Origin of the sequence: Paenibacillus sp. AK121, assembly GCF_019042715.1 — a bacterium.
In the GTDB taxonomy this organism is placed as follows: domain Bacteria; phylum Bacillota; class Bacilli; order Paenibacillales; family Paenibacillaceae; genus Paenibacillus; species Paenibacillus polymyxa_C.
The window spans coordinates 1-21,052 of record NZ_JAHPJM010000014.1 but is presented as its reverse complement, the minus strand read 5'-3'; the positions used below and the strand labels follow the sequence as shown (position 1 = coordinate 21,052).

At 47.0% G+C, this 21,052-nt stretch carries 21 protein-coding genes; 13 read left to right on the top strand and 8 right to left on the bottom strand.

Going from position 1 to position 21,052, the window contains the following annotated elements; genetic code table 11:
* Window positions 1-20: 20 nt before the first annotated feature.
* The 9 genes from KSP24_RS20955 (at window position 21) to KSP24_RS20915 (ending at window position 9,801) form a co-directional block, all read left to right on the top strand.
* Window positions 21-263 carry a hypothetical protein gene (locus tag KSP24_RS20955; RefSeq protein ID WP_013369430.1) on the top strand — a complete coding sequence of 81 codons (243 nt, stop codon included), beginning with the start codon at window positions 21-23 and terminating at the stop codon, window positions 261-263.
* A 166-nt stretch (window positions 264-429) separates the two neighbouring features.
* Window positions 430-2,160, top strand: coding sequence for a sensor histidine kinase (locus tag KSP24_RS20950; RefSeq protein WP_254207930.1), 1,731 nt, complete (start codon window positions 430-432; stop codon window positions 2,158-2,160).
* The gene (locus KSP24_RS20945) at window positions 2,138-3,697 is read left to right on the top strand and encodes a response regulator transcription factor (protein ID WP_216976534.1); all 1,560 of its coding nucleotides are present in this window, start codon (window positions 2,138-2,140) and stop codon (window positions 3,695-3,697) included. The genes KSP24_RS20950 and KSP24_RS20945 overlap by 23 nt, the downstream gene beginning before the upstream one ends.
* 174 nt (window positions 3,698-3,871) lie before the next feature.
* On the top strand, window positions 3,872-5,164 hold the full coding sequence (locus KSP24_RS20940) for an ABC transporter substrate-binding protein (protein WP_019686149.1): 1,293 nt from the start codon (window positions 3,872-3,874) through the stop codon (window positions 5,162-5,164).
* Between the two features lie 190 nt (window positions 5,165-5,354).
* Entirely contained in the window at window positions 5,355-6,263 is a 909-nt protein-coding gene (locus tag KSP24_RS20935) for a carbohydrate ABC transporter permease (protein ID WP_016819319.1), read from the top strand.
* 5 nt (window positions 6,264-6,268) lie between these two features.
* Window positions 6,269-7,108 carry a carbohydrate ABC transporter permease gene (locus KSP24_RS20930; RefSeq protein ID WP_013369435.1) on the top strand — a complete coding sequence of 280 codons (840 nt, stop codon included), beginning with the start codon at window positions 6,269-6,271 and terminating at the stop codon, window positions 7,106-7,108.
* A gap of 18 nt (window positions 7,109-7,126) precedes the next feature.
* The gene (locus KSP24_RS20925; RefSeq protein ID WP_216976532.1) at window positions 7,127-8,239 is read left to right on the top strand and encodes a rhamnogalacturonan acetylesterase; all 1,113 of its coding nucleotides are present in this window, start codon (window positions 7,127-7,129) and stop codon (window positions 8,237-8,239) included.
* 73 nt (window positions 8,240-8,312) lie between these two features.
* Complete coding sequence (locus tag KSP24_RS20920) at window positions 8,313-9,347, top strand: glycoside hydrolase family 88/105 protein (protein WP_216976616.1); 1,035 nt, start codon at window positions 8,313-8,315, stop codon at window positions 9,345-9,347.
* A gap of 52 nt (window positions 9,348-9,399) precedes the next feature.
* Window positions 9,400-9,801, top strand: a complete 402-nt coding sequence (locus KSP24_RS20915; protein ID WP_216976530.1) for a sensory rhodopsin transducer — start codon at window positions 9,400-9,402, stop codon at window positions 9,799-9,801.
* Window positions 9,802-9,901: 100 nt separating this feature from the next.
* On the opposite strand, the gene KSP24_RS20910 is transcribed toward KSP24_RS20915, so the two are convergent.
* From KSP24_RS20910 to KSP24_RS20900, 3 genes are all read right to left on the bottom strand, one after another.
* Entirely contained in the window at window positions 9,902-10,852 is a 951-nt protein-coding gene (locus tag KSP24_RS20910; protein ID WP_216976528.1) for a DMT family transporter, read from the bottom strand.
* A 207-nt stretch (window positions 10,853-11,059) separates the two neighbouring features.
* Window positions 11,060-12,376 (bottom strand): glutamate-1-semialdehyde 2,1-aminomutase, encoded by a 1,317-nt coding sequence (locus tag KSP24_RS20905; protein ID WP_302054374.1) that lies wholly within the window; start codon window positions 12,374-12,376, stop codon window positions 11,060-11,062.
* A gap of 82 nt (window positions 12,377-12,458) precedes the next feature.
* Window positions 12,459-13,580 (bottom strand): LCP family protein, encoded by a 1,122-nt coding sequence (locus tag KSP24_RS20900; RefSeq protein WP_216976526.1) that lies wholly within the window; start codon window positions 13,578-13,580, stop codon window positions 12,459-12,461.
* A gap of 103 nt (window positions 13,581-13,683) precedes the next feature.
* Here KSP24_RS20900 and KSP24_RS20895 point away from each other — a divergent pair, with 103 nt between their 5' ends.
* Genes KSP24_RS20895 through bcp form a run of 4 tightly spaced genes read left to right on the top strand, consistent with a single transcriptional unit; the run spans window position 13,684 to window position 16,823 of the window.
* Entirely contained in the window at window positions 13,684-14,724 is a 1,041-nt protein-coding gene (locus KSP24_RS20895; RefSeq protein WP_013369442.1) for an ABC transporter ATP-binding protein, read from the top strand.
* Complete coding sequence (locus KSP24_RS20890; protein WP_013369443.1) at window positions 14,717-15,511, top strand: ABC transporter permease; 795 nt, start codon at window positions 14,717-14,719, stop codon at window positions 15,509-15,511. Before KSP24_RS20895 ends, KSP24_RS20890 begins: the two co-directional genes overlap by 8 nt.
* Window positions 15,512-15,515: 4 nt before the next feature.
* Entirely contained in the window at window positions 15,516-16,304 is a 789-nt protein-coding gene (locus KSP24_RS20885; protein ID WP_013369444.1) for an ABC transporter permease, read from the top strand.
* A 42-nt stretch (window positions 16,305-16,346) separates the two neighbouring features.
* Window positions 16,347-16,823 carry a thioredoxin-dependent thiol peroxidase gene (gene bcp / locus KSP24_RS20880; RefSeq protein ID WP_216976524.1) on the top strand — a complete coding sequence of 159 codons (477 nt, stop codon included), beginning with the start codon at window positions 16,347-16,349 and terminating at the stop codon, window positions 16,821-16,823.
* 64 nt (window positions 16,824-16,887) lie between these two features.
* Here bcp and KSP24_RS20875 read toward each other — a convergent pair whose 3' ends face one another.
* The 5 genes from KSP24_RS20875 to KSP24_RS20855 form a co-directional block, all read right to left on the bottom strand.
* Window positions 16,888-18,003, bottom strand: a complete 1,116-nt coding sequence (locus KSP24_RS20875) for a GerAB/ArcD/ProY family transporter (protein WP_216976522.1) — start codon at window positions 18,001-18,003, stop codon at window positions 16,888-16,890.
* 15 nt (window positions 18,004-18,018) lie between these two features.
* Window positions 18,019-18,255: a hypothetical protein gene (locus KSP24_RS20870; RefSeq protein WP_013369447.1), complete on the bottom strand. Its 237-nt coding sequence runs from the start codon at window positions 18,253-18,255 to the stop codon at window positions 18,019-18,021.
* A gap of 30 nt (window positions 18,256-18,285) precedes the next feature.
* On the bottom strand, window positions 18,286-19,395 hold the full coding sequence (locus tag KSP24_RS20865) for a GerAB/ArcD/ProY family transporter (RefSeq protein WP_025677506.1): 1,110 nt from the start codon (window positions 19,393-19,395) through the stop codon (window positions 18,286-18,288).
* Between the two features lie 5 nt (window positions 19,396-19,400).
* Complete coding sequence (locus KSP24_RS20860) at window positions 19,401-20,609, bottom strand: Ger(x)C family spore germination protein (protein WP_013369449.1); 1,209 nt, start codon at window positions 20,607-20,609, stop codon at window positions 19,401-19,403.
* On the bottom strand, window positions 20,606-21,052 hold a 447-nt coding region (locus KSP24_RS20855), incomplete at its 5' end, for a spore germination protein (RefSeq protein WP_216976520.1). The genes KSP24_RS20860 and KSP24_RS20855, both read right to left, overlap by 4 nt.

Genomic DNA, 21,052 nt, shown 5'->3' with positions numbered 1-21,052 from the left:
TCCTGAAGGAGGAAATCGCGATGAGCCAATCCGAAGAATTGGAACGCCAGCTCAGTGAACTGCTGACGGAAGGCGAAATTCGTGAGAATGAGGCCAAAAAACGGGAACGACTCAGCCCCAAATATGAGGTGCGGGTTCAGACTCAAATGGACCCTATTGTCGAAGAGACGCGTAAATACCGGAGTATGGCACGTGAACTTGATGACCGATATGACGAATATATGAGCAAGGCGGACAAATCGAAAGCAAACGATCAACGCTAAGCAAACCCAAATACCTCTTGCCGAATGATCAAGGCATGGGGTATTTTGTATAATATATAGAGTTTTCTCCATTTTGAGCTGGACCGTGCAGGATGAGCGAAGGAGGCGACATGTACTGATTACCTATTTTAAGAGCGCTTACAAAAATGCTGGAATCCATCATAAGATGGTACTGCTGATTACGGTGCTCATGCTGGTTAATTTTGCGGTTGTTGCAGTCATACTTAAATACGTATTTCATATTTATGATAATCAAATGTACAAAAAGACATCCGAGGTACTCAATATTTCTTCAATTGGCATTGAAAATGAACTGAAGGATGTTGAAAAGGTTACTTTTAAGGTAATAACGGACGAGCAGCTTCAGCGTTATTTGCTCCAGTTGGAAAAGGAAACGTCACCTTATGTCAAAATGGTACTGCGCAAAAAAATAACGAATAGGCTTATTGCCTTTGCCGGCTCTGAAACCTATGTCTATTCTATGATGGTAATCGACAAAGAGGGACAGGTGATGAGTGCGGGCAACCGCGAAGGTATCCCCCAAGAGCTTCGATCCACCCTGTCGGAGTTGGCAGACGAATATGACGGCTCTCATGCATGGTATGCGGCAGGCCATTCCTCCTTGCTGGCAGCACGGCAATTCAAATCTTTTACCGATTCCAATTTTACGCTGAACGGGCTTGGAACGCTTGCGATTCGTGTGCGAATTGACCGGATTGTAGCGGATCGTGTGCAGACCTCCGGCCGTGACGGACAGTTGATGATTACAGACGGAAGACGGATGATTTATCCCGAAACACCGCTTTTGAGTGAGAGCGATATTCAGGCAGAGCTTGGGAGGAAGCAGCCTTACGGGATCGCGACCTATACAGGCGGGACCTTTTTTGCTGCTCAAATCAAATCCTCTTATACGGGCTGGACGTATTTACATATGACTCCCTTTGATGATATGTTTCGCAGTATTACGATAATCAAAGAAATTGTAAGCGCTATTTTTGTCATTATGCTGCTTATTGCATTGGCGTTAGGAGCCAGGCTGTCGGGCAGCATTACCCAACCGATCGTTCAGTTGATCCAGAATATGCGTAAAATAGAAAAAGGGGATCTCGACCGTCTGGAAGAGGAAGCGCTTGGAGCGGTCCCCCTTTCCACACAGGATGAGGTAGGCTTACTGCATCGGACGTATAAGAAGATGATCCGCCGTATCCGTGAGCTTATTAATGAGAATATTGCCAAGCAGCTACTGCTGCGGGAAACAGAGCTGAAGGCGCTTCAGGCACAGATAAATCCACATTTTCTATACAATACATTAGAGTCTGTGAACTGGCTCGCCAAGGCCAACAAGCAGGACCGGATTTCAGAAATGGTGGAAGCCCTTGCTTTTCTACTACGCAGTGCGGTCAGTTTTGAAGAACAGCTGATTCCGCTTCAAAAAGAGCTGGATATCGTGAGAAGCTACGTAACGATCCAAAAAACACGTTTTGATGAACGTCTCGTTTTCCATCTCGATGTCCCGGAAGAATTGATGGACGCGCAAATTCCAAAGCTAACACTTCAGCCCTTGGTGGAGAATGCGATCCATTATGCGCTGGAGCCGCGTATTGAACCGTGTCGGATCACAATTGTGGTCAGAGAAAACGAGGGGGCGCTGTTCCTGAGGGTTGAAGATGACGGACCTGGAATGACCCCGGATTTCTTGGAAAAGCTGCGGAGCGGACAGATCACAACCCGTGGGCGGGGTATTGGACTTGCGAATATTCAAGAACGGATTAACCTGACATTTGGTACACCTTGGGGGATAGAGCTGCATAGCGAGTCAGGAGCAGGAACGTCAATTCATGTCTGTATTCCATATGTGAAAGGGGATCAGGGTCGTGTACAAGGTGCTACTGGTTGATGATGAGCGTATGATTTTGGAAGGCATTTCACAGGTGGTCGATTGGGGCAAGGCAGGAACAAGGCTGGTAGGTACGGCGCGTAATGGGATTGAGGCATATGATCAGATCCAGGCGAGTCCGCCTGATTTTGTGATCAGCGATATTTCTATGCCAGGACTGGACGGTATCGGACTCGTTGCCAAAACGACGGAGCATTTTCCAGACGTTCGGTTTATTCTGTTGTCAGGTTACAAAGATTTTGACTATGCCTGTCGGGCTATGCAATACGGGGTGAAGCACTACTTGCTGAAGCCCTGCAACGAGCGGCAAATTCATGAGGCTCTGACAGAGTTGGGACAGGAGCGAGAGGAACAGGAAGAACGCAAGCAGTTTGTGAACCGGATGAAGCTTGATTTTCAGCGTATGTTGCCGCATGTGAAGGAGCATTTTTTGAAGGAGTTTATTTCCTATAAAACTTACGGCAGCCGTGATATCGCTTTTTATGAGCGTTTGTTCGGTCTGGAGTTGCAAGATAAGCAGGTTCGAATGCTGCTGCTGCGGGTGGAGGAGTCCCACGAGCCGGAGCATTTGTTTGCTTTGCAAAATATAGCAGGGGATTTAATGGATCATGTCTTGCTCAGTACGACTATGCAAGGGCAGCTGCTAATTGTGCTGGAGAGTGGGGATGACACATCTCGATTTATGAAACAGATTGAAGCGGTACGTACGACATTTCACCGCTTTTATAAGCTGGAGGTGACCGTCGCAGTTAGCGAGTCGGATAGCATGCAGCATTCGCGGGGGATGTACCGGGAGACATTGCATTGTATGAATCACCGCTTTTATACCGGGGAGGGCAGTCTCATTACGAAGGAGGATTTGGCGGCTGAGGATACCAGGGAGATGGCAGATTTGGAGCTGGACGAGGAGAAGTTTGGTCTGCTGATCAAGGCTGGAAATAGGGAGGAGGTTGCTCAAGAAGTGGATCGGCTGTTCGGCATCCTGTCCCGTATGAAGCTGGAAATCTCCGTAACCCGTTCCTATGTGCTACAGCTCTATGCGGCCATGATCCGTATATGTCCTGAAGAAGAGCGTGCGGCGTTTACGAGCCGAATGGTTGTGCTGGCAGAGCAAAAAACATTGGCATGTCTCAAATCTTTTGTACAGGAGGCTGCCGAACGAATGACTGCAATTTATTATAAAAGCAATGTATACCGTCAATCTTCCACGGTGGATAAAATGATCACTATTATTGAGCAAAACTATAGAAAATCCGATCTTTCGCTGAACGGAGTGGCGGGTCAAATGCTCTATATGAATTCCGACTACTTAGGGAAAATTTTCAAAAAAGTGACGGGTGAAAACTTTTCACACTATGTTAACCGTTACCGGATCGAACGCGCGGCTGAGCATATTCGGGAGACGGGAGACGTAAAGGTGTTTGAGCTGGCGGAATGGTTCGGCTTCGGCGGGAACGCGCAATATTTTAGCCAGGTGTTCAAAAAATGGGCAGGTATGACACCCTCCGAGTACATTAAATCACACGAACGGGGATGAGTTGCTGAGTCCCTCTGTTTTTTAAACCTTTGAAATCTGATTTGTGTATTCCAATGTTTCTCTGCTTTTGGGAAAATAACAACAGGAGCAAATGTAAACGCTACCAAGCAAGCGTAAGTACATTGTTACTCGTAATAAGGCTCCTTTCTAGAACAGCGAAAAGGGGAGAGATAGGTGGGCAAAAAAGGATGGTTTCTGGTCATAGCGATGCTGCTGGTATTGACGACGGCATGTAGTGGAGCAGACGGTGGAGGCAATTCGGGCGCAAGTGCAGACGGGAAAGTAAAGTTGCGGATCGCTTGGTGGGGATCGGATACGCGCCACGAATATACGCAGAAGGTTATCGATTTGTATAAGCAAAAAAATCCGAATGTAACGATTGATGTGGAATATGCCTCTTTTGATGACTACTGGAAGAAGCTCGCACCGCAGGCGGCAGCAAACCAACTGCCGGATATCGTGCAGATGGACATTTCGTATATTAGCCAATATGCGAAGAACGGCCAGCTGGAAGATATGGCGCCTTACTTGAATCAGAAAATCCAAGTCGCTGATGTAAACGAAAATGTACTCAAAACCGGGATCATTGCCGGAAAGCAATATGGTATTCCAACAGGTGTCAATGTGCTGGGCTTCCAGTACGATCCGGCACTGCTCAAAAAAGCGGGCATAGACAAAATTCCTGATGACTGGACATGGGACCAATACAAAGAGCTGGCTTTGAAGGCAGCCTCCAATAAAGTTTACTTTGACAGCTCCATGGCTGCGGATATTTTCTTCCACTACTATTTGCGGACACATGGAAAATCTCTCTACAATACGGAAGGAACAGGATTGGGGTATGATGACGATAAGCTGTTTGTTGATTTCTTCGGTGGTTTAGCTGAGCTGATTAAGAAGGGGGCGACACCGACTCCTGAAGTCATGAACCAAACCAAGGGAATTCTTGAGGAATCGGATATCGTAAAAGGAACAGGTATCGGCATTTGGCAGTGGTCCAATCAGTATGTGGGCTTACAACAGGTCGTTAATCGTCCAATGGCGCTTGCTCCAATGTTTGGACCGAATATGGAAAAAGGCGTGTATATGCAGCCTACCATGTACTGGGCGGTGGCTTCCCGTTCACAGGTGAAGGATGAGGCCGCAAAGTTTATTGATTTCTGGATGAACGATGTTGAAGCGAATAAATTGATTAAAGGCGAACGCGGCGTACCGATTTCTGCCAAAATCAAAGAAGCTGTAGCGCCGGAGTTGAGCGAGGCAACGAAGCAGGTGTTTGAATTTGTGGCTTCCATGGAGCCAAAGGCTTCTCCAATGAGCCCGCCGCCGCCGGTTGGATCGCCGGAAGTGATTGCTACTCTGACCGATTATATTGAGCAAGTCAATTTCGGACAGATGACGCCTGAAGACGCAGCGGTCAAATTCCGGGCTGATGCGAATACCATCCTTGCGAATAACAAGCAGTAATAATGCAGGGTTGAAGGAACGATTCGTTAGGTTAACCGTGCGTAGTGCAAAGCATGACTTGCGCACGGTTGATCCGACGAACCCATTGCAGAGGCAACCTTTGTAGATATCACAATATAGTTCGTATAACAACGACTATATAATATCTCTGAATTAGAAATTTTTTTAAATGCAACAGAAGGGAGGCTTGATGAGCTTGCGAAATCATCAGAGCTTGAAAGCCAATATGACCGGATATGCGTTTATCAGCCCGTTTATTGTGGGCTTTCTGGCATTTACGTTAATTCCAATGTTTATTTCGCTGTATCTGTCCTTTACGAGCTACAATCTGTTCACCCCGCCCAAATGGATTGGTCTGGGTAACTTCGAAAAAATGTTCACAGGTGATCCGAAATATTGGAATTCGATCAGGGTCACATTTACGTATGTATTGGTCGGTGTACCGTTGCGACTGATTTTCGCGTTGTTTGTGGCGATGATTTTGAATACCAAGTCACGCATGGTAGGCACCTATCGGACGATGTATTATCTGCCTTCTATTATCGGGGGTAGCGTTGCAGTGTCCATCATGTGGCGCAATATTTTCAGTAATGAGGGCATTGTTAACAGCTTGCTTTCGGCCTTGGGGGCAACCCCGGTGAAATGGTTTGGTGATCCGAATGCTTCGCTCATGATGCTGATCACCTTGTCTGTATGGCAATTTGGTTCATCCATGCTTATTTTTCTAGCAGGGCTGAAAAACATTCCGCTTGAAATGTACGAGGCATCCAGTGTAGATGGCGCTACGCCAGTACGAAAATTTTTCAGTATTACGCTGCCACTGCTGAGTCCGATTATTTTATTTAACTTGATTATGCAGACGATCAGTGCGTTTATGACCTTCGTCCCGGCCTATGTTATCTCCAAGGGTGAGGGTGGTCCAATGGATGGAACGATGCTGCATTCACTGTATCTGTTCCGGCAGGCGTTTATGTTCAGCAATATGGGATATGCGGCAGCTATGGCCTGGGTCATGCTCATTATGATTGCGATACTGACAGCGATTTTATTTATGACATCCAAGTTCTGGGTGTTCTATGAAACGGAAAAGGGGCGCTGATACCAATGGCATGGAAAACGTTCAAATGGCCAATTTATCACATTCTGGTTGCTGCACTGGCGCTCCTAATGCTGTATCCCGTGTTCTGGATGCTGTTCAGCTCTTTTAAAGAAAGTCGGACGATATTCGTCACGGCCTCCTCACTTTTCCCTACAGAATGGATTTGGCAAAACTATGTAACAGGCTGGAAAGGCACGACTGGTTATAACTTTGGCACATATATTCTGAATTCGCTCACGATCGTAGTGATTTCCACGATTGGCGCTGTGCTTTCCTCCTCATTGATCGCATTTGGCTTCGCACGTTTGAAATTCAAAGGGCGTAACTTGTGGTTTGCTCTGATGATGGTGACGCTGATGCTGCCGGGGGATGTAGTGCTGGTACCGCAATATATTATTTTCACCAAGCTTGGATGGATCAATACGATCTTACCGTTGGTAGTGCCATCCTTTTTCGGGATGCCGTTCTTCATCTTTCTGATGGTGCAGTTTATACGGACGATTCCAGCAGAGCTGGATGAAGCGGCGACGATTGACGGATGCGGCAAGTTCCGGTTGTATTTTCGAATTATTTTACCCTTGCTCAAATCCTCGCTGGCTACGGCGGCAATCTTCTCTTTCTACTGGAAGTGGGAGGATTTGTTAGGCCCGGTACTGTATCTGAACTCGCCAGAAAAATATACCGTATCGATTGCACTCAAAATGTTCCTCGACAGCGAGTCAGCCTCCAACTGGGGAGGAATGTTCGCGATGTCCATCCTAAGCCTGCTGCCTGTCATCGCTGTATTCTTCGCTTTCCAAAAGCAAATCGTAGAAGGAATGAGCACGAGTGGCCTGAAGGGTTAAGACCGAGGAGTGAGTAAAATGTGGAAATTTGACTTTGGTCCGGGAGAGCCTGCGGATGGCTGCAAGGCAGTGTCCCCGGATTGCATATATACGGCTGAGCAAGGCTATGGCTTCGAGACTACGGAGCATGTGTACGGGCGACAAAGGCAGAAGCCAGTCAAGGACGCACGCACACGGCTGCGAAACAGCTTTTGTATTCCACTGAACGCTTCGTTTATTGCAGATGTGCCAGACGGGCTGTATCTCGTCACTATACTGGTCGGCGATCCACTGGCGGAAACGCTCACGCGATTCCAGGCTGGCGAGGGCAAGCATATGCTGCCCCCGGTACACACGCTGCCGGGCCAGTTCACGGAAGCGATGTTTACGGTGCCTGTCCGAGGCGGCAGACTGTTCCTCACCGTATCGGGCACTGCGCCACGGCTCAATGCTCTGGAAATTGCACCCGCACTGCAGAGTCTTCGGCTATTCCTAGCCGGAGACTCTACGGTTACGGATCAAGGGCTGTCTGGCTATCCGTATACAGGCTGGGGCCAGGCTTTGCCGGCCCTGTTCAAGCATGATGTCTGCGTGGATAATCACGCTGTATCGGGACGAAGCTCCAAAAGCTTCGTGGACGAGGGACGTCTGGACGCTATTTTGGGAGAAATGAAGACAGGAGACTTCCTGTTCATCCAGTTCGGTCATAATGATCAGAAGCCTGATCCGCAGCGGGCCACGGAGCCTTTTACAACCTACAAGGAGCATTTGCGCCTATATATCGACGGAGCGAGAAGCAAGGGCGGAACCCCGGTGCTGATTACGCCTGTACATCGTCGCTATTTTAACGAGGATGGTACGCTGTCCGACACACATGGCGACTATATAACGGCGGTTCGCGAGTTGGCGGAAGAAGCGAACGTGCCGCTCATTGATTTGTCTGCCCGCACGCAGGAGTTATATGAAGAGCTGGGCCCTGAAGAAAGCAAGGAGCTTTTTATGTGGCTGCTACCTGGGGAAGACATGAACTTTTCCGGCGGCCTGGAGGATAATACGCATTTTCATGAGAATGGTGCGATCCGGATTGCAAATATGGTGACGACGGCTGTGAAGGAACTGGATTTGCAACCGCTGCGCATGTACTTACGTTGACGGATGACCTTTTTTGGAACAGGTGGCAAGGAGGGCAACTAACGTGAAGCTTACCAAAGGAGGAGACGTAGCAATGCCCGCATTGAGTTTTGATGAGGAACAGATTAAACAGGTGATTGACCGGGTAGTGGAACGCACGTTTCAAATGCACTATAGCTGGGATTGGCCGGGTGGAGTAGCCTTTTATGGAGTATGCGAGGCCTATGAAGCAACAGGCAATGAAAAGTATTTGACCAAGCTGAAAGAATGGGTTGACGAGAATATCGAGGATGGACTTCCGCCTCTGTCGGTAAACGGCGTTTCTGTTGGACATTGTTTGTTGACACTACATCAGGCTACAGGTGAGCAAAAATACCTGGATATCGCCATCGAGATGGCAGAATTTTTGGTCAAAAAGGCTGAGCGGTTTGCCGACGGCATTTTCCAGCACACCGTGAATTCACTACATGATGTATTTCCGCAGCAAGCATGGGTGGATACGATGTTTATGGCCGGTTATTATCTGCTGCGGATCGGGCATTTCCTGGGCAACAAGACATATTGGGAGGATGGAATCCGGCAATATCACGGGCATGAAGAATTTTTGCAGGACCCGGATACGAATTTGTATTATCACGGCTGGGATCATGCGAACCAAAGCCGCATGTCGGGAATATACTGGGCGCGCGGCAATTCATGGGCAGCCCTCACGATGGCCAAGGCGCTGAAATGTGTGGAGGTGCAGCATCCATCCTATATGATCATTGACGGCTCGCTGCGTGACCAACTCAATGCACTAGTGCGGCTGCAATCCCCAGAAGGACTATGGCATACAGTGCTGAATGATGATACCTCTTATCTGGAAACCTCCGGCTCTGCAGGGATTGCGACTGCTTTGCTTATGCAGGGCCGATTGTTTAACAAATACACGCAAAAGGCGATCGACGGCATCCTTTCCCGCATTAAAGAGGACGGCACAGTGACTGGCGTATCCGCTGGAACTGCTGTAATGAACGATATAGATGGCTATCGCAACGTACCCTACAAACGCATTCAGGGATGGGGCCAGGGATTGACGCTTGCTTTTCTGGCTCAACTGCTGCGTACCAAGAAGAACCTATACGGGTAAAAAAAGGCTTTAGAGGTGAGAAGGTATTCATAGCTGAAAGGAGGCCATTGGCATGGGAGAACCTGAACAGTCTCAGGAAAAGGCGGCTAACCAGCCGCGAGGAAGTTTATTCTGGGTCATCCCCGATGGATATATTCCACCGGAAAGCCGGGGAGAGCTGCTCAGTCATGAGAGTATATGTGTGCTGAACTGTGGAAACCGTGCGGCAAAGCTGAGCATAGACATTTATTTTGAAGACCGTGAGCCGTTGGAGGGCTTGATCGAGGTGGTGGAAGGAAGACGAACCCGTCATATCCGAACAGCCTCGCTGGAAAAGTCCGGCGAACGAATTCCGCCAGGTATTCCTTACGCAATTACGGTCACTAGCGATGTGCCTATCATTGTACAATATAGTAGACTGGACACGACACAGCCCGAGCTGGCGTTAATGAGTGTTATGGCGTACCCGGTCTAGTGCGCAAAAAACTATGAAGTTAAAAACTCCAGGCTGGAATGACCCAGCTTGGAGTTTTCTTTTTTTGAAGGCAAATTAGCACCTGTCTGCTTTTAGCCCATTATTGTGATTTAGCCGAAGTTGTTTTGATCGGCGTAAAGCTTTTTCTTCCTCCGAAATTGGTGCCCACCACACCGATAATGATCACCACAGCACCAATAATGTGATAGTAGGCAAGCTGCTCCTTCAAAATATAAGCACCTGCCATCATGGAAATAAGGGTGGATAAATTACCAATCACACTCATTTTGGAGGCTTCGATCCACTTCAAGGCAAAGCTGGATAACAGCGAGGTGACGAGGGTAGATAGTATGCCTAGATAAGCTAGTGCCATCCAATAATCAGGCTTTACTAGCGGCGCAGTATAAGCGCTCATGGAACCGTCTATAGCATGATACCCCAAGGCCGCCAAGTTAAAAACGATACATCCCAAAATGGAGGTAACGTAGGTCAGTTCCATTGGACTGTACTTTTGTGTTAATGGACGAGCCAGCACGTTATAGCCAGATAGGCATATAGCAGAGAGCACGAGCAGAAAAATACCGCCAAAGCTATTGGAAGCTAACGGTGCTCCGCTTTTCATCACAAATATAAAAACGACACCAAAGACAGATAGCAGTAAGGATATCTTTTGAAGCACTGTTGTGCGCTCTTTAAGAAAATAGGAGGCTAGCAGAAGCGTAAAGATTGGAACGGTAGCTTGAATAATTCCGCCCTCCGATGAAGAAGTACTCATCAGCCCGAACGCTTGCAAGGGGAAAAACAGTAAAGGTGAAAGCAGCGCCAATGGTAAAATGCGCAGCATATCACGCAACTTGATATTGATTTTGATCCAACCAAGCAGTACTGGAATGGTCAGAGCGATCAATGACAACGCAAAGCGGTGGGCGATCACATCCAGCGGGCTTGCCTCTGTCACCGTCAATTTTACAAATAAAAATGAAAAGCCAAGTATAGCTGCATAGCTGAGAGCTGCCAGATAGGCGCCCCCATTTCTGGAACGACTGTGCATAATAAACCTCCGTAATCATGATCTCAACTTGTGGTTCTCTCAATATAACGGGATAGCATAACCAGACACAATTCATAAAATCTGCAACTGTACGGGTACAGTTATGAAATGAAAAAGAGCCGGAACGCAGTCCCAGAGGTCGGATACCCGTCCCTAAGATTACTTCCAGCTCTCATCCTATTCATATTTTATCCCTTACTGCTCTGCTTATTTACCTTGTGACATCGCACGGAACGAATCGTCCGCCGCTTCCAGCGTGGCATCCACATCTTCGTCCGTATGCGCTGTTGTGAGGAACCAGGCTTCGAACTTGGACGGAGCCAGATGAATACCGCGATCCAGCATGTGGCGGAAGAAGGATGCGAACGCTTCGCTATCCGTATCCTGCGCCTGCGCGTAATTCGTGATCGGATGATCACAGAAATGCGTCGAGAACGCTCCACGAATGCGGTTGATCGTCAATGGCACGCCGTAACGATCAGCGGAAGACTGAATACCGTCCGTCAGTCTCACAGCCAGACGTTCCATCTCTTCATACACGCCTTCCCCTTGAAGAACTTCAAGGCAGGCGATGCCTGACGAGATCGAAGCCGGGTTGCCCGCCATTGTACCTGCCTGATAGGCTGGGCCGAGTGGGGCAACCTGCTCCATGATCTGCTTGCTGCCGCCGTATGCACCAATCGGCAGACCGCCGCCCATGATTTTGCCCAGTGCGGTCAAATCCGGCTGAATCGCATCATGGTTGTCCAAACCTGCATACGTTTGGGTTGAGCCGTAGTGGAAACGGAAGGCGGTAATGACCTCGTCATAAATGACGAGGGAGCCATTCGCCCGCGCCATCGAGCACAGCCCTTCCAGATAACCCGACTGCGGCATCACCATGCCGAAATTACCGACAATCGGCTCTACCATGACTGCCGCTACATCGTCGCTCCAGCGCTCTAAAGCTTGACGCAACGCGTCAAGGTCATTGAATGGCACAGTAATGACCTCGCTCGCAATGTTGGTTGTAATGCCTGCGCTGTCAGGTATGCCCAGTGTGGAAGGGCCGGAGCCTGCGGCTACAAGTACCAGATCCGAGTGACCGTGGTAGCAACCGGCAAATTTGATGATCTTGTTCCGCCCAGTATAGGCCCGTGCCACACGAATCGTCGTCATGACCGCTTCTGTGCCGGAATTCACAAACCGAACTTTATCCATAGAAGGAATGGCCTCTTTTAGCATCTTGGCCAGTTTGATTTCCAATGCCGTCGAGGTTCCATACAATACGCCATTCGCAGCCGCTTCGCTGATGGCCTTGGTAATATGGGGGTGAGCATGTCCGGTAATAATAGGGCCGTAGGCCGCCAAATAGTCGATATATTTATTGCCATCCTCGTCCCAGAAATGAGCGCCTTGGGCGCGTTTCATAAATACTGGAGCGCCGCCGCCTACAGCTTTAAAGGAGCGTGAAGGGCTGTTAACGCCCCCGACAATATGCTCCAGGGCTTCTTTATATAGTGCTTCGGAGTTATCCCGTTTCATCATCAAAACTTCCTTTCCGTTCATTAAAATAGGGTATACACACGCCAAAGGGCAGCGTTCACGGCTGCCCCTGCATACATCATTATAGCTCTTTTTGTCCTGTCTTTGTTGTTGATTGTGTGGAAGCATCCTCATTACTGGTTTTACTGCCCCCTGTAAAGGAAGCTTTATCCGTCTTGGAAGACGATGCACTATCTGGCTGTTTCGTTTCGTTCTGATCTTTATTTTGTTCCTGTGTTTGTGTGGGAGGATTATTAAATATATCCTGCACATATGATTTCAGTTCTTCGGGATCGCGGACGGTAAGAACTGCCGCGCCGCCCACATTTTCTTCTCCAAGCAGCTTCATCGGTGGAACCTGTTCGCTGCCTGCAAAGCTGCTTTGGTACCCTACATTCGCCAGCTTCCACATATCGTTAACACTGAGATTTGTATCAATGTACGGGTTAACCTGCTCTAAAATGCTTGGCAGATTAGCAATGGAAGTCGTGGTCTGCATTTTCTGGGCTACGGCCTCCAAAAATGCCCGTTGCCGTCCGGAACGGGAGAAGTCGGACATGGCATCATGGCGGAACCGCACATATTGAAGCGCCGTGTTGCCGTCCAGATGCTGCATACCCTTTTTCAAATCAATATCGTATTCATGCTTATCCGCATTACTTGTATAATGCATATCCTTTTCCACTTCAAAATCAATGCCGCCTATAGCGTCCACCAGTTTGATAAAGCCTTGGAAATCCGTATACACATAATATTGCACTGGGATGCCCAATAGATCGCCAGCCGTCTTCATGGCCGTATTGGGGCCATGAGTAATGGCAGTATTGATTCGATTTTTTCCGTAGCCGGGAATATCCACGTACGTATCACGCAAAATAGAGAACAAGTGGATTTTTTTCTTCACGGGGTCCAGTGATACGACCATCATGCTATCCGATCGGGGGACTTCCCCTTTCTGGATGCCACGGCCATCGACACCCATCAGCAAAATGTTGACCATATCGGTACCTTCCCACTTGGGCGGTTCTGGTGTACGAACCTGATCGACCTGCTTTACATTTTTGAAGGGGGAGTTAGCACCCTCTTTATGCAGATTATCCAGCTGATTATAAATGGATGTAAAATAGTACACGGCAAAGCCGACAATCGCGACGATTACCACGGCTAGAACCGACCATATCGTCCTTTTGGTTCTGCTTGTCATGGATGCTCTCCCTTTCGCTTTTCAGTTCATTACATTATAATTTCTTTTTGGAGCACAATCAATTTAACTATGGATTTTACAAATCCTGATTGAGAGGTATAGCATGCTAGCAATTGATGTGCAGGATCTGCGCAAAACATTTAAGGTTCAAAAAAACCGCGAGGGCTTAAAAGGTGCCTTCCTTGATTTATTCGCCCGCGAATACAACGAGGTGGCTGCGGTCAAAGATATATCCTTCCGTATTCCGCAAGGGGAAATATGCGGTTATATTGGTGAAAACGGGGCCGGAAAGTCCACCACGATTAAGATGTTGACAGGTATTCTCGTGCCAACCTCGGGACATCTCAAGGTGGGGGGATATGTCCCTTATGAGGATCGCGAGAAATTTGTAGGTAACATTGGCGTTGTTTTCGGTCAGCGCAGCCAGCTTTGGTGGGACATCGGTGTGATCGAGTCTTTTCAACTGCTGCGCAAAGTATATCAGGTTCCGGCCACAGACTTCAAACGTAGGCTGGATGAGCTGGTAGAGAGGCTGCAATTGCAGGATCTGCTAAGTCGCCCGGTACGCAAGCTTAGCCTTGGACAACGGATGCGTTGTGAGTTGGTAGCTGCTTTGCTGCACAATCCGTCCATTGTTTTTCTGGACGAACCGACCATTGGGCTTGATATTATGGTGAAGTCCGAAATTCGCGAGTTTTTGAAGGACATGAACCGTGAACACGGGACCACTATTTTGCTGACAACCCATGATTTGCAGGATATTGAAGCGCTGTGCTCGCGCGTCATTATGTTGGATGATGGGAATATCATTTATGATGGTGGACTGGATGATCTCAAGGATCGTTGGGGGACAGGAAGGGAAGTACGGTTTCAATTTGGTACGACGACACAGCTTGAGCAATTGCAGGCATGGACAGCCGATATGCCGCTGACGTGGACCATGGATAACGATTTGGCTGCCAAGGTGTGGATTCCTCTTCATATTAATGTATCGGATGTGCTGGCTAACGTAGTTGGCCGCACGGACATTACGGATATCAAAATCATTGAAACCAACACGGATGATATCGTCCGCAGTATCTATCAGTCTGGCTCGGCAGAACGCCAGGGCAATCCGATAGTGGAGGCCAAAGTTCATGCTTAGCGTATATACCGATTTTATTCGTATTCGATTTCTCACCATGCTTGCTTATCGTGTGAACTATTATTCAGGCATACTTATTTATTCCATGAATATCGGCGTGTATTATTTCACATACAAAGCGATATATGGCGATGCGGGTAGTATTGGAGGCTTTACTGCTGCTCAGATGACAACCTATGTAGCCGTTTCGTGGATGGCACGAGCCTTTTATTTTAACAATCTGGATCGCGAAATATCGACGGATATTCGGGATGGAAGCATTGCTATTCAGATGATCCGACCTTATAACTATGTACTTGTTAAGTTTATGCAGGGGCTCGGCGAGGGGATGTTTCGCTTCCTCTTGTTTATGATTCCGGGCATGGCGATTGCGATGCTGCTGTTTCCCGTGAAGCTTCCTAGTGACCCGGTAGCCTGGATTGGTTTTCTGGTCATGCTGTTTTTCAGCTTTCTGATTAATACTCAGATTAATATTATTACAGGATTGACGGCCTTTTTTATTGAAAATAATGAGGGCATGATGCGCATGAAGCGCGTAGTCGTAGACCTGTTCTCGGGGTTGATCTTGCCAATCAGTTTGTTTCCGGGCTGGCTGGCGACAGTTTCCCAATGGATGCCGTTTCAGGCAATTACTTATTTGCCGGGCTCTGTATTTACGGGACGTGTAAAAGGCGTTGGCATATGGAATGTGCTGGGTATCCAAATCATTTGGCTGGTCGTTCTGCTCGTGCCGATGATCATCATTTGGCGGCTGGCGCGCAGACGTCTGTTCGTGCAGGGAGGGTAAGCCGATGATGTACTATTTGGGTCTCATTAGCGAATATTTGAAAAATTACATGAAATCACGGCTCACCTATCGTGCCGATTTTTGGGTAGAAGTCATTTCGGATCTGCTCTTTCAGGCCACGAATCTTATTTTTATTTTAGTTATTTTTATGCATACGAACAGCTTGGGTGGCTGGAGTGAAAGCGAAGTTGTGTTCGTTTACGGATTTTTTATGGTTCCTTATGGACTGTTCAGTTGTTTCGTTAACCTTTGGAACTTTAGCGAGCGTTATATTGTAAAAGGTGAACTCGACCGGGTAATGACCCGTCCTGCGTATAATCTGTTCCAGATTTTCCTTGAAAATGTGGACCCGCCCGCGCTGGTCGGCTCAGTGATCGGCCTGATTATTATGGGGATCAGCGGCGCACAGATGGATTTGGCTATGGAGTGGTGGTTCGTACCGGCGCTGATCGTTTTGAGTCTAAGTGCCGTGGCGATCTATACGGGTATATACACCATATTGACTTCTCTTTCATTCTTTTCGGATGCGCCCACAGGAATTATTCCGCTCATGTACAATATTCAGGGCTACGGACGTTATCCGGTAACGATCTATAACCGTGCCATTCAGGTTGTGCTGACTTGGATACTGCCATTTGCTTTTGTCGGTGTATACCCGGCTTCCCTGTTCCTTCAACGAGAGGACATGCGCCATATGGCGCTCTTAACTCCTGTGATGGGAATTGTTTTTCTGACATTGGGCTTACTGGCTTGGAACTGGGGGATTCGGCGTTACCGGGGGGCTGGCTCATAGGGTGGATGATATAAGAACCCCTACAAGATAGGAGATGATAAGATGTCCACGACATTGACCGTTATTGGACAAGCTGCACCAGACTTTGAATTGCCTGGTAGTGAGGGCAAGAGTGTCAAGCTGTCGGATTATCGCGGCAGTAGAGTATTGTTGTATTTTTATCCCAAGGACTTAACCTCTAGCTGCTCGACCCAGGCTTGTGATTTTCGGGATAAACATGTGGAGTTTGAAGGTTTGAACACCGTGATTCTGGGCATAAGCCCCGATCCACTTAAGCAGCATGACAAGTTTATTGCCAAGTACGGTCTACCTTTTCAGTTGTTATCTGATGAAGAGCATCAGGTGGCTGAAACATATGGTGTATGGCAGCAAAAACAGATGTACGGCAAGCAGTACATGGGCATTGTTCGCTCTACGTTCCTTATTGATGAGAATGGCATTTTAGTTCATGAATGGCGCGGTTTAAGAGTAAAAGGGCATATTGATGCAGCACTGGCATACATTCAGGACATGGCATAAGTTATGAAAAAAACCTTTTGGAATCGGGCTATGCTTTTTAAGCTCGGTTTCAAAAGGTTTTTTGTTAATGTGTAGATATGTTTTGCCGCTGCTTCCACTTTCGCCGACAGAGGTAAACAACCCATAAAAGAAGCGGAATGAACAAGCCGTTCGTATAATGCCAGGCAGCCATCGGATAAACAAGAGTTCTTACATAATAAAACACATTTGGGGTTATCAAAATGGTCATACCAAACACAATCGCTCCTGCGGGTATGACGAATGGACGACTATTAGAAATTCGGAACAACTGGGGGGTTCCAAAAGTGAAGGCGTAGAAGAAAAGAACTCCCTTGAAATAGGCAGCCAGTGCCCAGGTTAAAGCAACAAGCGATTCAACGCGTGTAATATAATTCAGTTCATTAATTTTTGTCGTGAGTACAGAAGAAATGTATGGACTGTAATTAGTCACAAAGGGTCCAATCACAAGAAGAGAGAGCAGCAGAAACAGACTAATCACGATTCCGCCTATAAGGGAAGCGAGCAACATGTCCTTTTTAAAATGGGCTTTCTTGTTTACATAAGGAAAAACCATAAGCATAATGGACATTCCGGCAAAAGGCATTGCCACGCCTGGAACCATTCCTTTAGCAACAGGAGCCAGCCCATTTTCCAAAACAGGCCGTATATTAGAAAGCTGAACTTGTGGCAGGAGTGCAAGGATCAGACCAGAGAAAATTAATATATATGCTGGTAATAGCATCTCGCTAACCCGACCGAAAGCTTCAATTCCCATTAGCGCAGTAAGCACCATTAAGAATATTCCCATAGCGAGTAGAACACGCAGAGGGGTGTGTACTAATAACTGTGTAGTCAGAAAATCGCCTACCTCCCTCGCAATAAGAGCGGTGTTCATTAAAAAATAAAACAGATACCAGCAGGAGACAACGGTTCCTAACACGGGTCCCATAATTTTGCGAATTGCTTCAATAAGTGTAAGATTCGGGTGGAGTTCATGAACACGAATAAGCACGTAAATAATAATTAAGCCTAGCGGGATGGACAGTATGGAGCTGATCCAGGCATCCTGAAGAGCAATATGTGTAATCATAGTCGGATAGATTAAGAGCATATCCCCGATTAAGCTCATAAACATCAGGACAGTCACTTGCCGAACGCTAATACGTGCTTTTTTTGACATGTGGCTGTCTCCTTTCTAAAAACCAAATATATGTGACACAAAAGCGTTAACAGGGTTGTAGATGATTTCAATCAGCACCAGCGGGCTTGGCGTAACCTCTGACTTGGCGGCAAGGACACTAAGCCATGTGCCTATTCCGAGCATAATGATGTACACGAACATATCTTTAAAGCGATGTTTTCGATACAAGCCTGGCAAATCTTTGGCAGCAATGGCTAGACCGATACAGATAATAACAGTGGTGATCAGCACAGTGAAGGCTCCTTCCGTTAAGGGTGTGGATCAACTGGGTCCCAGGCTGTGGCGGCCTTTCGATCTTAACTTGTATACGATAAGCAGCAGCGAAGGAAGGACAATGGAATCCGTCAAATCCCAATAAATCCAGGCGTGGACGATCGTATCCAGATAATAAGTAATATTAGGCGCCGACACGATAATCAGACCAAACAGGATCATGAAGCTAGGACCAAGAAAGGTCCGAACATTATTTAATCGCAGTAGCTGAGTCATTCCTAAGGTAAAGGCATAGAAGTGTAAAATGGTTTTAACAAAGGTAGTGATAATCCAGGCAGTACTCATCATGGATTCAATTCTCTGTAAGAAATTCCCTATATTGATCTTTTTAGATAGCATATAAGAGGTGTACACGCTATGTTCGGTTACAAAAGGGCCCAGCACCAGGAGAGAAACTAGGAGTAGTACGCTTAACAGAATGCTGGCAGCAAGTCCGGAAAGTAAAACCGATTTTTTTAGACCCGGTTGTTTGTTCACATAGGGAAAAATCATGAGTAAAAAGGCTAGTTCACCGAATGGGTAGGAGAGCGCAAATAGGCTGCCCTCCATAATTTTAGGAATACCTTGCTCCATAATGGGCTTAAGCTGCTGACTGTCACATTGGGGAAGCAAGCATAGGATTAAAAACAAAGCAAAAGCCAAGCAAAATGGAAATAAGATTTGAGCCGTACGCGCAATGGGTTCCAATCCCATATACATGCCCCACATTAGCACAAGGATTAAAAGTAAATTGATCACGGGAAGAGGCGTCATCACATAGGTTTGGCTGTTCATAAAATCTCCGACTTCTCTTAAATAAATCGCTGAATTCATCATTAAATGGAACAAATACCATATTGAAATGAGGGCGCCTAGCCACGGACCCAAAATTCGCTCGCATAGCTGAACAAAGGTGAGATCAGGATATAGCTGATGTACCCGCAGGAATAGCAGTAGTACAGCCAGTCCTGCAGGGATGCTTAGTAATGAGCTGATCCAGGCATCCTGTTTGGATATGCTAGTAATGAGGGAGGGATATACCAATACACAGTCTCCGATAATACTCAAAAATACGAGTACGGCTATATTTGTAATGCTGATACGCCCTTTCTCCTCCACCAAGCTCACTCCTTCATTTCTTTTTGGAACGATTCAAACAAGGAACCAATTTTTTTGATCGTGGTCTTTGCTTTATATTCAATTTGTAAGTCCATAAATGGATTTTCTTTTTCTTCTTTTAGTCGTTTCCAAAGTTCAGGTTTGGACTGGTGGATCAGCTGACCAAAGCCGAAAATGTCTGACTTAAACTCACGTCGGACAGTCTCTACAGAATGCCTCAAAATTTCAACTATTTTTTCATTGCTTGCAGCTTCAATTTCTTTGATGTCAGCCATACTGCTTAACTTCATATGCTGGCAGTTGACCTCTCGTATTGTGCTGTCGTTGGTAACGGATATGGAGATAACAGGTTCTCCATCGCGAATGATCACTTTTCTTTGGGTTTCGCTGTTCAAGGTTAATAAGGCGATATTACCTCCTCCCTGACAGTCGACGTGTCCTGTAGTTGATTCCACTGTATTTCGAATGTAATTGAACCCTTTGCTGTCTTGTTCATTGATCCAGCCCAGCAAGCGGTCTTTTTTTAATACACCGATACCGGAGAACCTCAGTGTGGTTCCAGGAGATATGCTTTTAATGTCATCCACACCTTTTTCATTGGACGATTCTGTATCTCCCAAAGCTTCCAGTGCGGGCAGAGTGGGCTGGATGTCAGGATTAGCCAAGTCGCTCAGCAGTTGATCCATGGTTACTTTGGTGGCAGGAGCCCATGTTTTTGTTAACGTATCCAATGAAGCAAACATTTTATTGGCCGGTAACTTTTCCAGTGGAGTGGGGATCTTTAACATCGTGGAAGCCTTGTTATTTTTGGCTATCGCAATATAAAAGTCACTTCTGGTAAAAGGCTCTCGCATCAAGGCTTCAATCGCATCAGAAATTCCTCTTCTCGCATACTCTTCACCTAAAATCAGCATACGAATATGAGATAAATAGATGATTCGCGGGCTTGTATCCGTCATTTTTTGAATAGCCTCTTGAATTGTGGGCGCAGTAGCCTCATAAGTAACGACGGGCGAGCCTGCACTTGGTGAAGATTTGGAAGCTACTGCCGAAGGAATGACCACCTGAGCCGTCACCTGATACTGGTCACCTTCCATATCCACTCCGATCCCAATAGCGATGCCCAGCTCGTTTAATTCTTTACGATCCCAGCAACCACCTAATAGTAATGCAATCAGTCCCCAGACGAAGAACAAATGTATGGTCTGTTTCATGGCTGATCCCTTCTGGTTTTCGATTTATTGCCAATCCGTCTTTTTTTCGTTTTTTGACGAATTGTATTTTGGATAGAGATGGATTGAGGCCGTGTCTTCATGCGAGGCCAAGGTAGGCGAAATATCGTATCTTTTATATCGCTTTCCACATAGGGACCGAACGGGCTCATATAAGATACTCCGAACGATCGCAGACTGGTTAAGTGCAACAAAAGTACGATTAACCCCATCAATATTCCCAGAAGTCCAAAGGCTGCCGCTAGCATCATTAAGGCGAAGCGAACAATACGAACCGCAATGGAAAGACCGTTTTCCGGAATAACATAGCTGGAGATCGCTGTGATTGATACAACAATAACCATAGCCGCCGAGACCACTCCTGCATCCACGGCTGCTTGTCCAATGACCAGTGTACCTACAATGGATACGGCTTGCCCGACGGT

Bases quoted from the DNA above. Each gene is read 5' to 3' on its own strand.
- KSP24_RS20955 (WP_013369430.1), top strand. From the start codon at position 21: ATGAGCCAATCCGAAGAATTGGAACGCCAGCTCAGTGAACTGCTGACG.
- KSP24_RS20950 (WP_254207930.1), top strand. From the start codon at position 430: ATGGTACTGCTGATTACGGTGCTCATGCTGGTTAATTTTGCGGTTGTT.
- KSP24_RS20935 (WP_016819319.1), top strand. From the start codon at position 5,355: ATGAGCTTGCGAAATCATCAGAGCTTGAAAGCCAATATGACCGGATAT.
- KSP24_RS20930 (WP_013369435.1), top strand. From the start codon at position 6,269: ATGGCATGGAAAACGTTCAAATGGCCAATTTATCACATTCTGGTTGCT.
- KSP24_RS20925 (WP_216976532.1), top strand. From the start codon at position 7,127: ATGTGGAAATTTGACTTTGGTCCGGGAGAGCCTGCGGATGGCTGCAAG.
- KSP24_RS20920 (WP_216976616.1), top strand. From the start codon at position 8,313: ATGCCCGCATTGAGTTTTGATGAGGAACAGATTAAACAGGTGATTGAC.
- KSP24_RS20915 (WP_216976530.1), top strand. From the start codon at position 9,400: ATGGGAGAACCTGAACAGTCTCAGGAAAAGGCGGCTAACCAGCCGCGA.
- KSP24_RS20910 (WP_216976528.1), bottom strand. From the start codon at position 10,852: ATGCACAGTCGTTCCAGAAATGGGGGCGCCTATCTGGCAGCTCTCAGC.
- KSP24_RS20905 (WP_302054374.1), bottom strand. From the start codon at position 12,376: ATGAAACGGGATAACTCCGAAGCACTATATAAAGAAGCCCTGGAGCAT.
- KSP24_RS20900 (WP_216976526.1), bottom strand. From the start codon at position 13,580: ATGACAAGCAGAACCAAAAGGACGATATGGTCGGTTCTAGCCGTGGTA.
- KSP24_RS20895 (WP_013369442.1), top strand. From the start codon at position 13,684: ATGCTAGCAATTGATGTGCAGGATCTGCGCAAAACATTTAAGGTTCAA.
- KSP24_RS20890 (WP_013369443.1), top strand. From the start codon at position 14,717: ATGCTTAGCGTATATACCGATTTTATTCGTATTCGATTTCTCACCATG.
- KSP24_RS20885 (WP_013369444.1), top strand. From the start codon at position 15,516: ATGATGTACTATTTGGGTCTCATTAGCGAATATTTGAAAAATTACATG.
- bcp (WP_216976524.1), top strand. From the start codon at position 16,347: ATGTCCACGACATTGACCGTTATTGGACAAGCTGCACCAGACTTTGAA.
- KSP24_RS20875 (WP_216976522.1), bottom strand. From the start codon at position 18,003: ATGTCAAAAAAAGCACGTATTAGCGTTCGGCAAGTGACTGTCCTGATG.
- KSP24_RS20860 (WP_013369449.1), bottom strand. From the start codon at position 20,609: ATGAAACAGACCATACATTTGTTCTTCGTCTGGGGACTGATTGCATTA.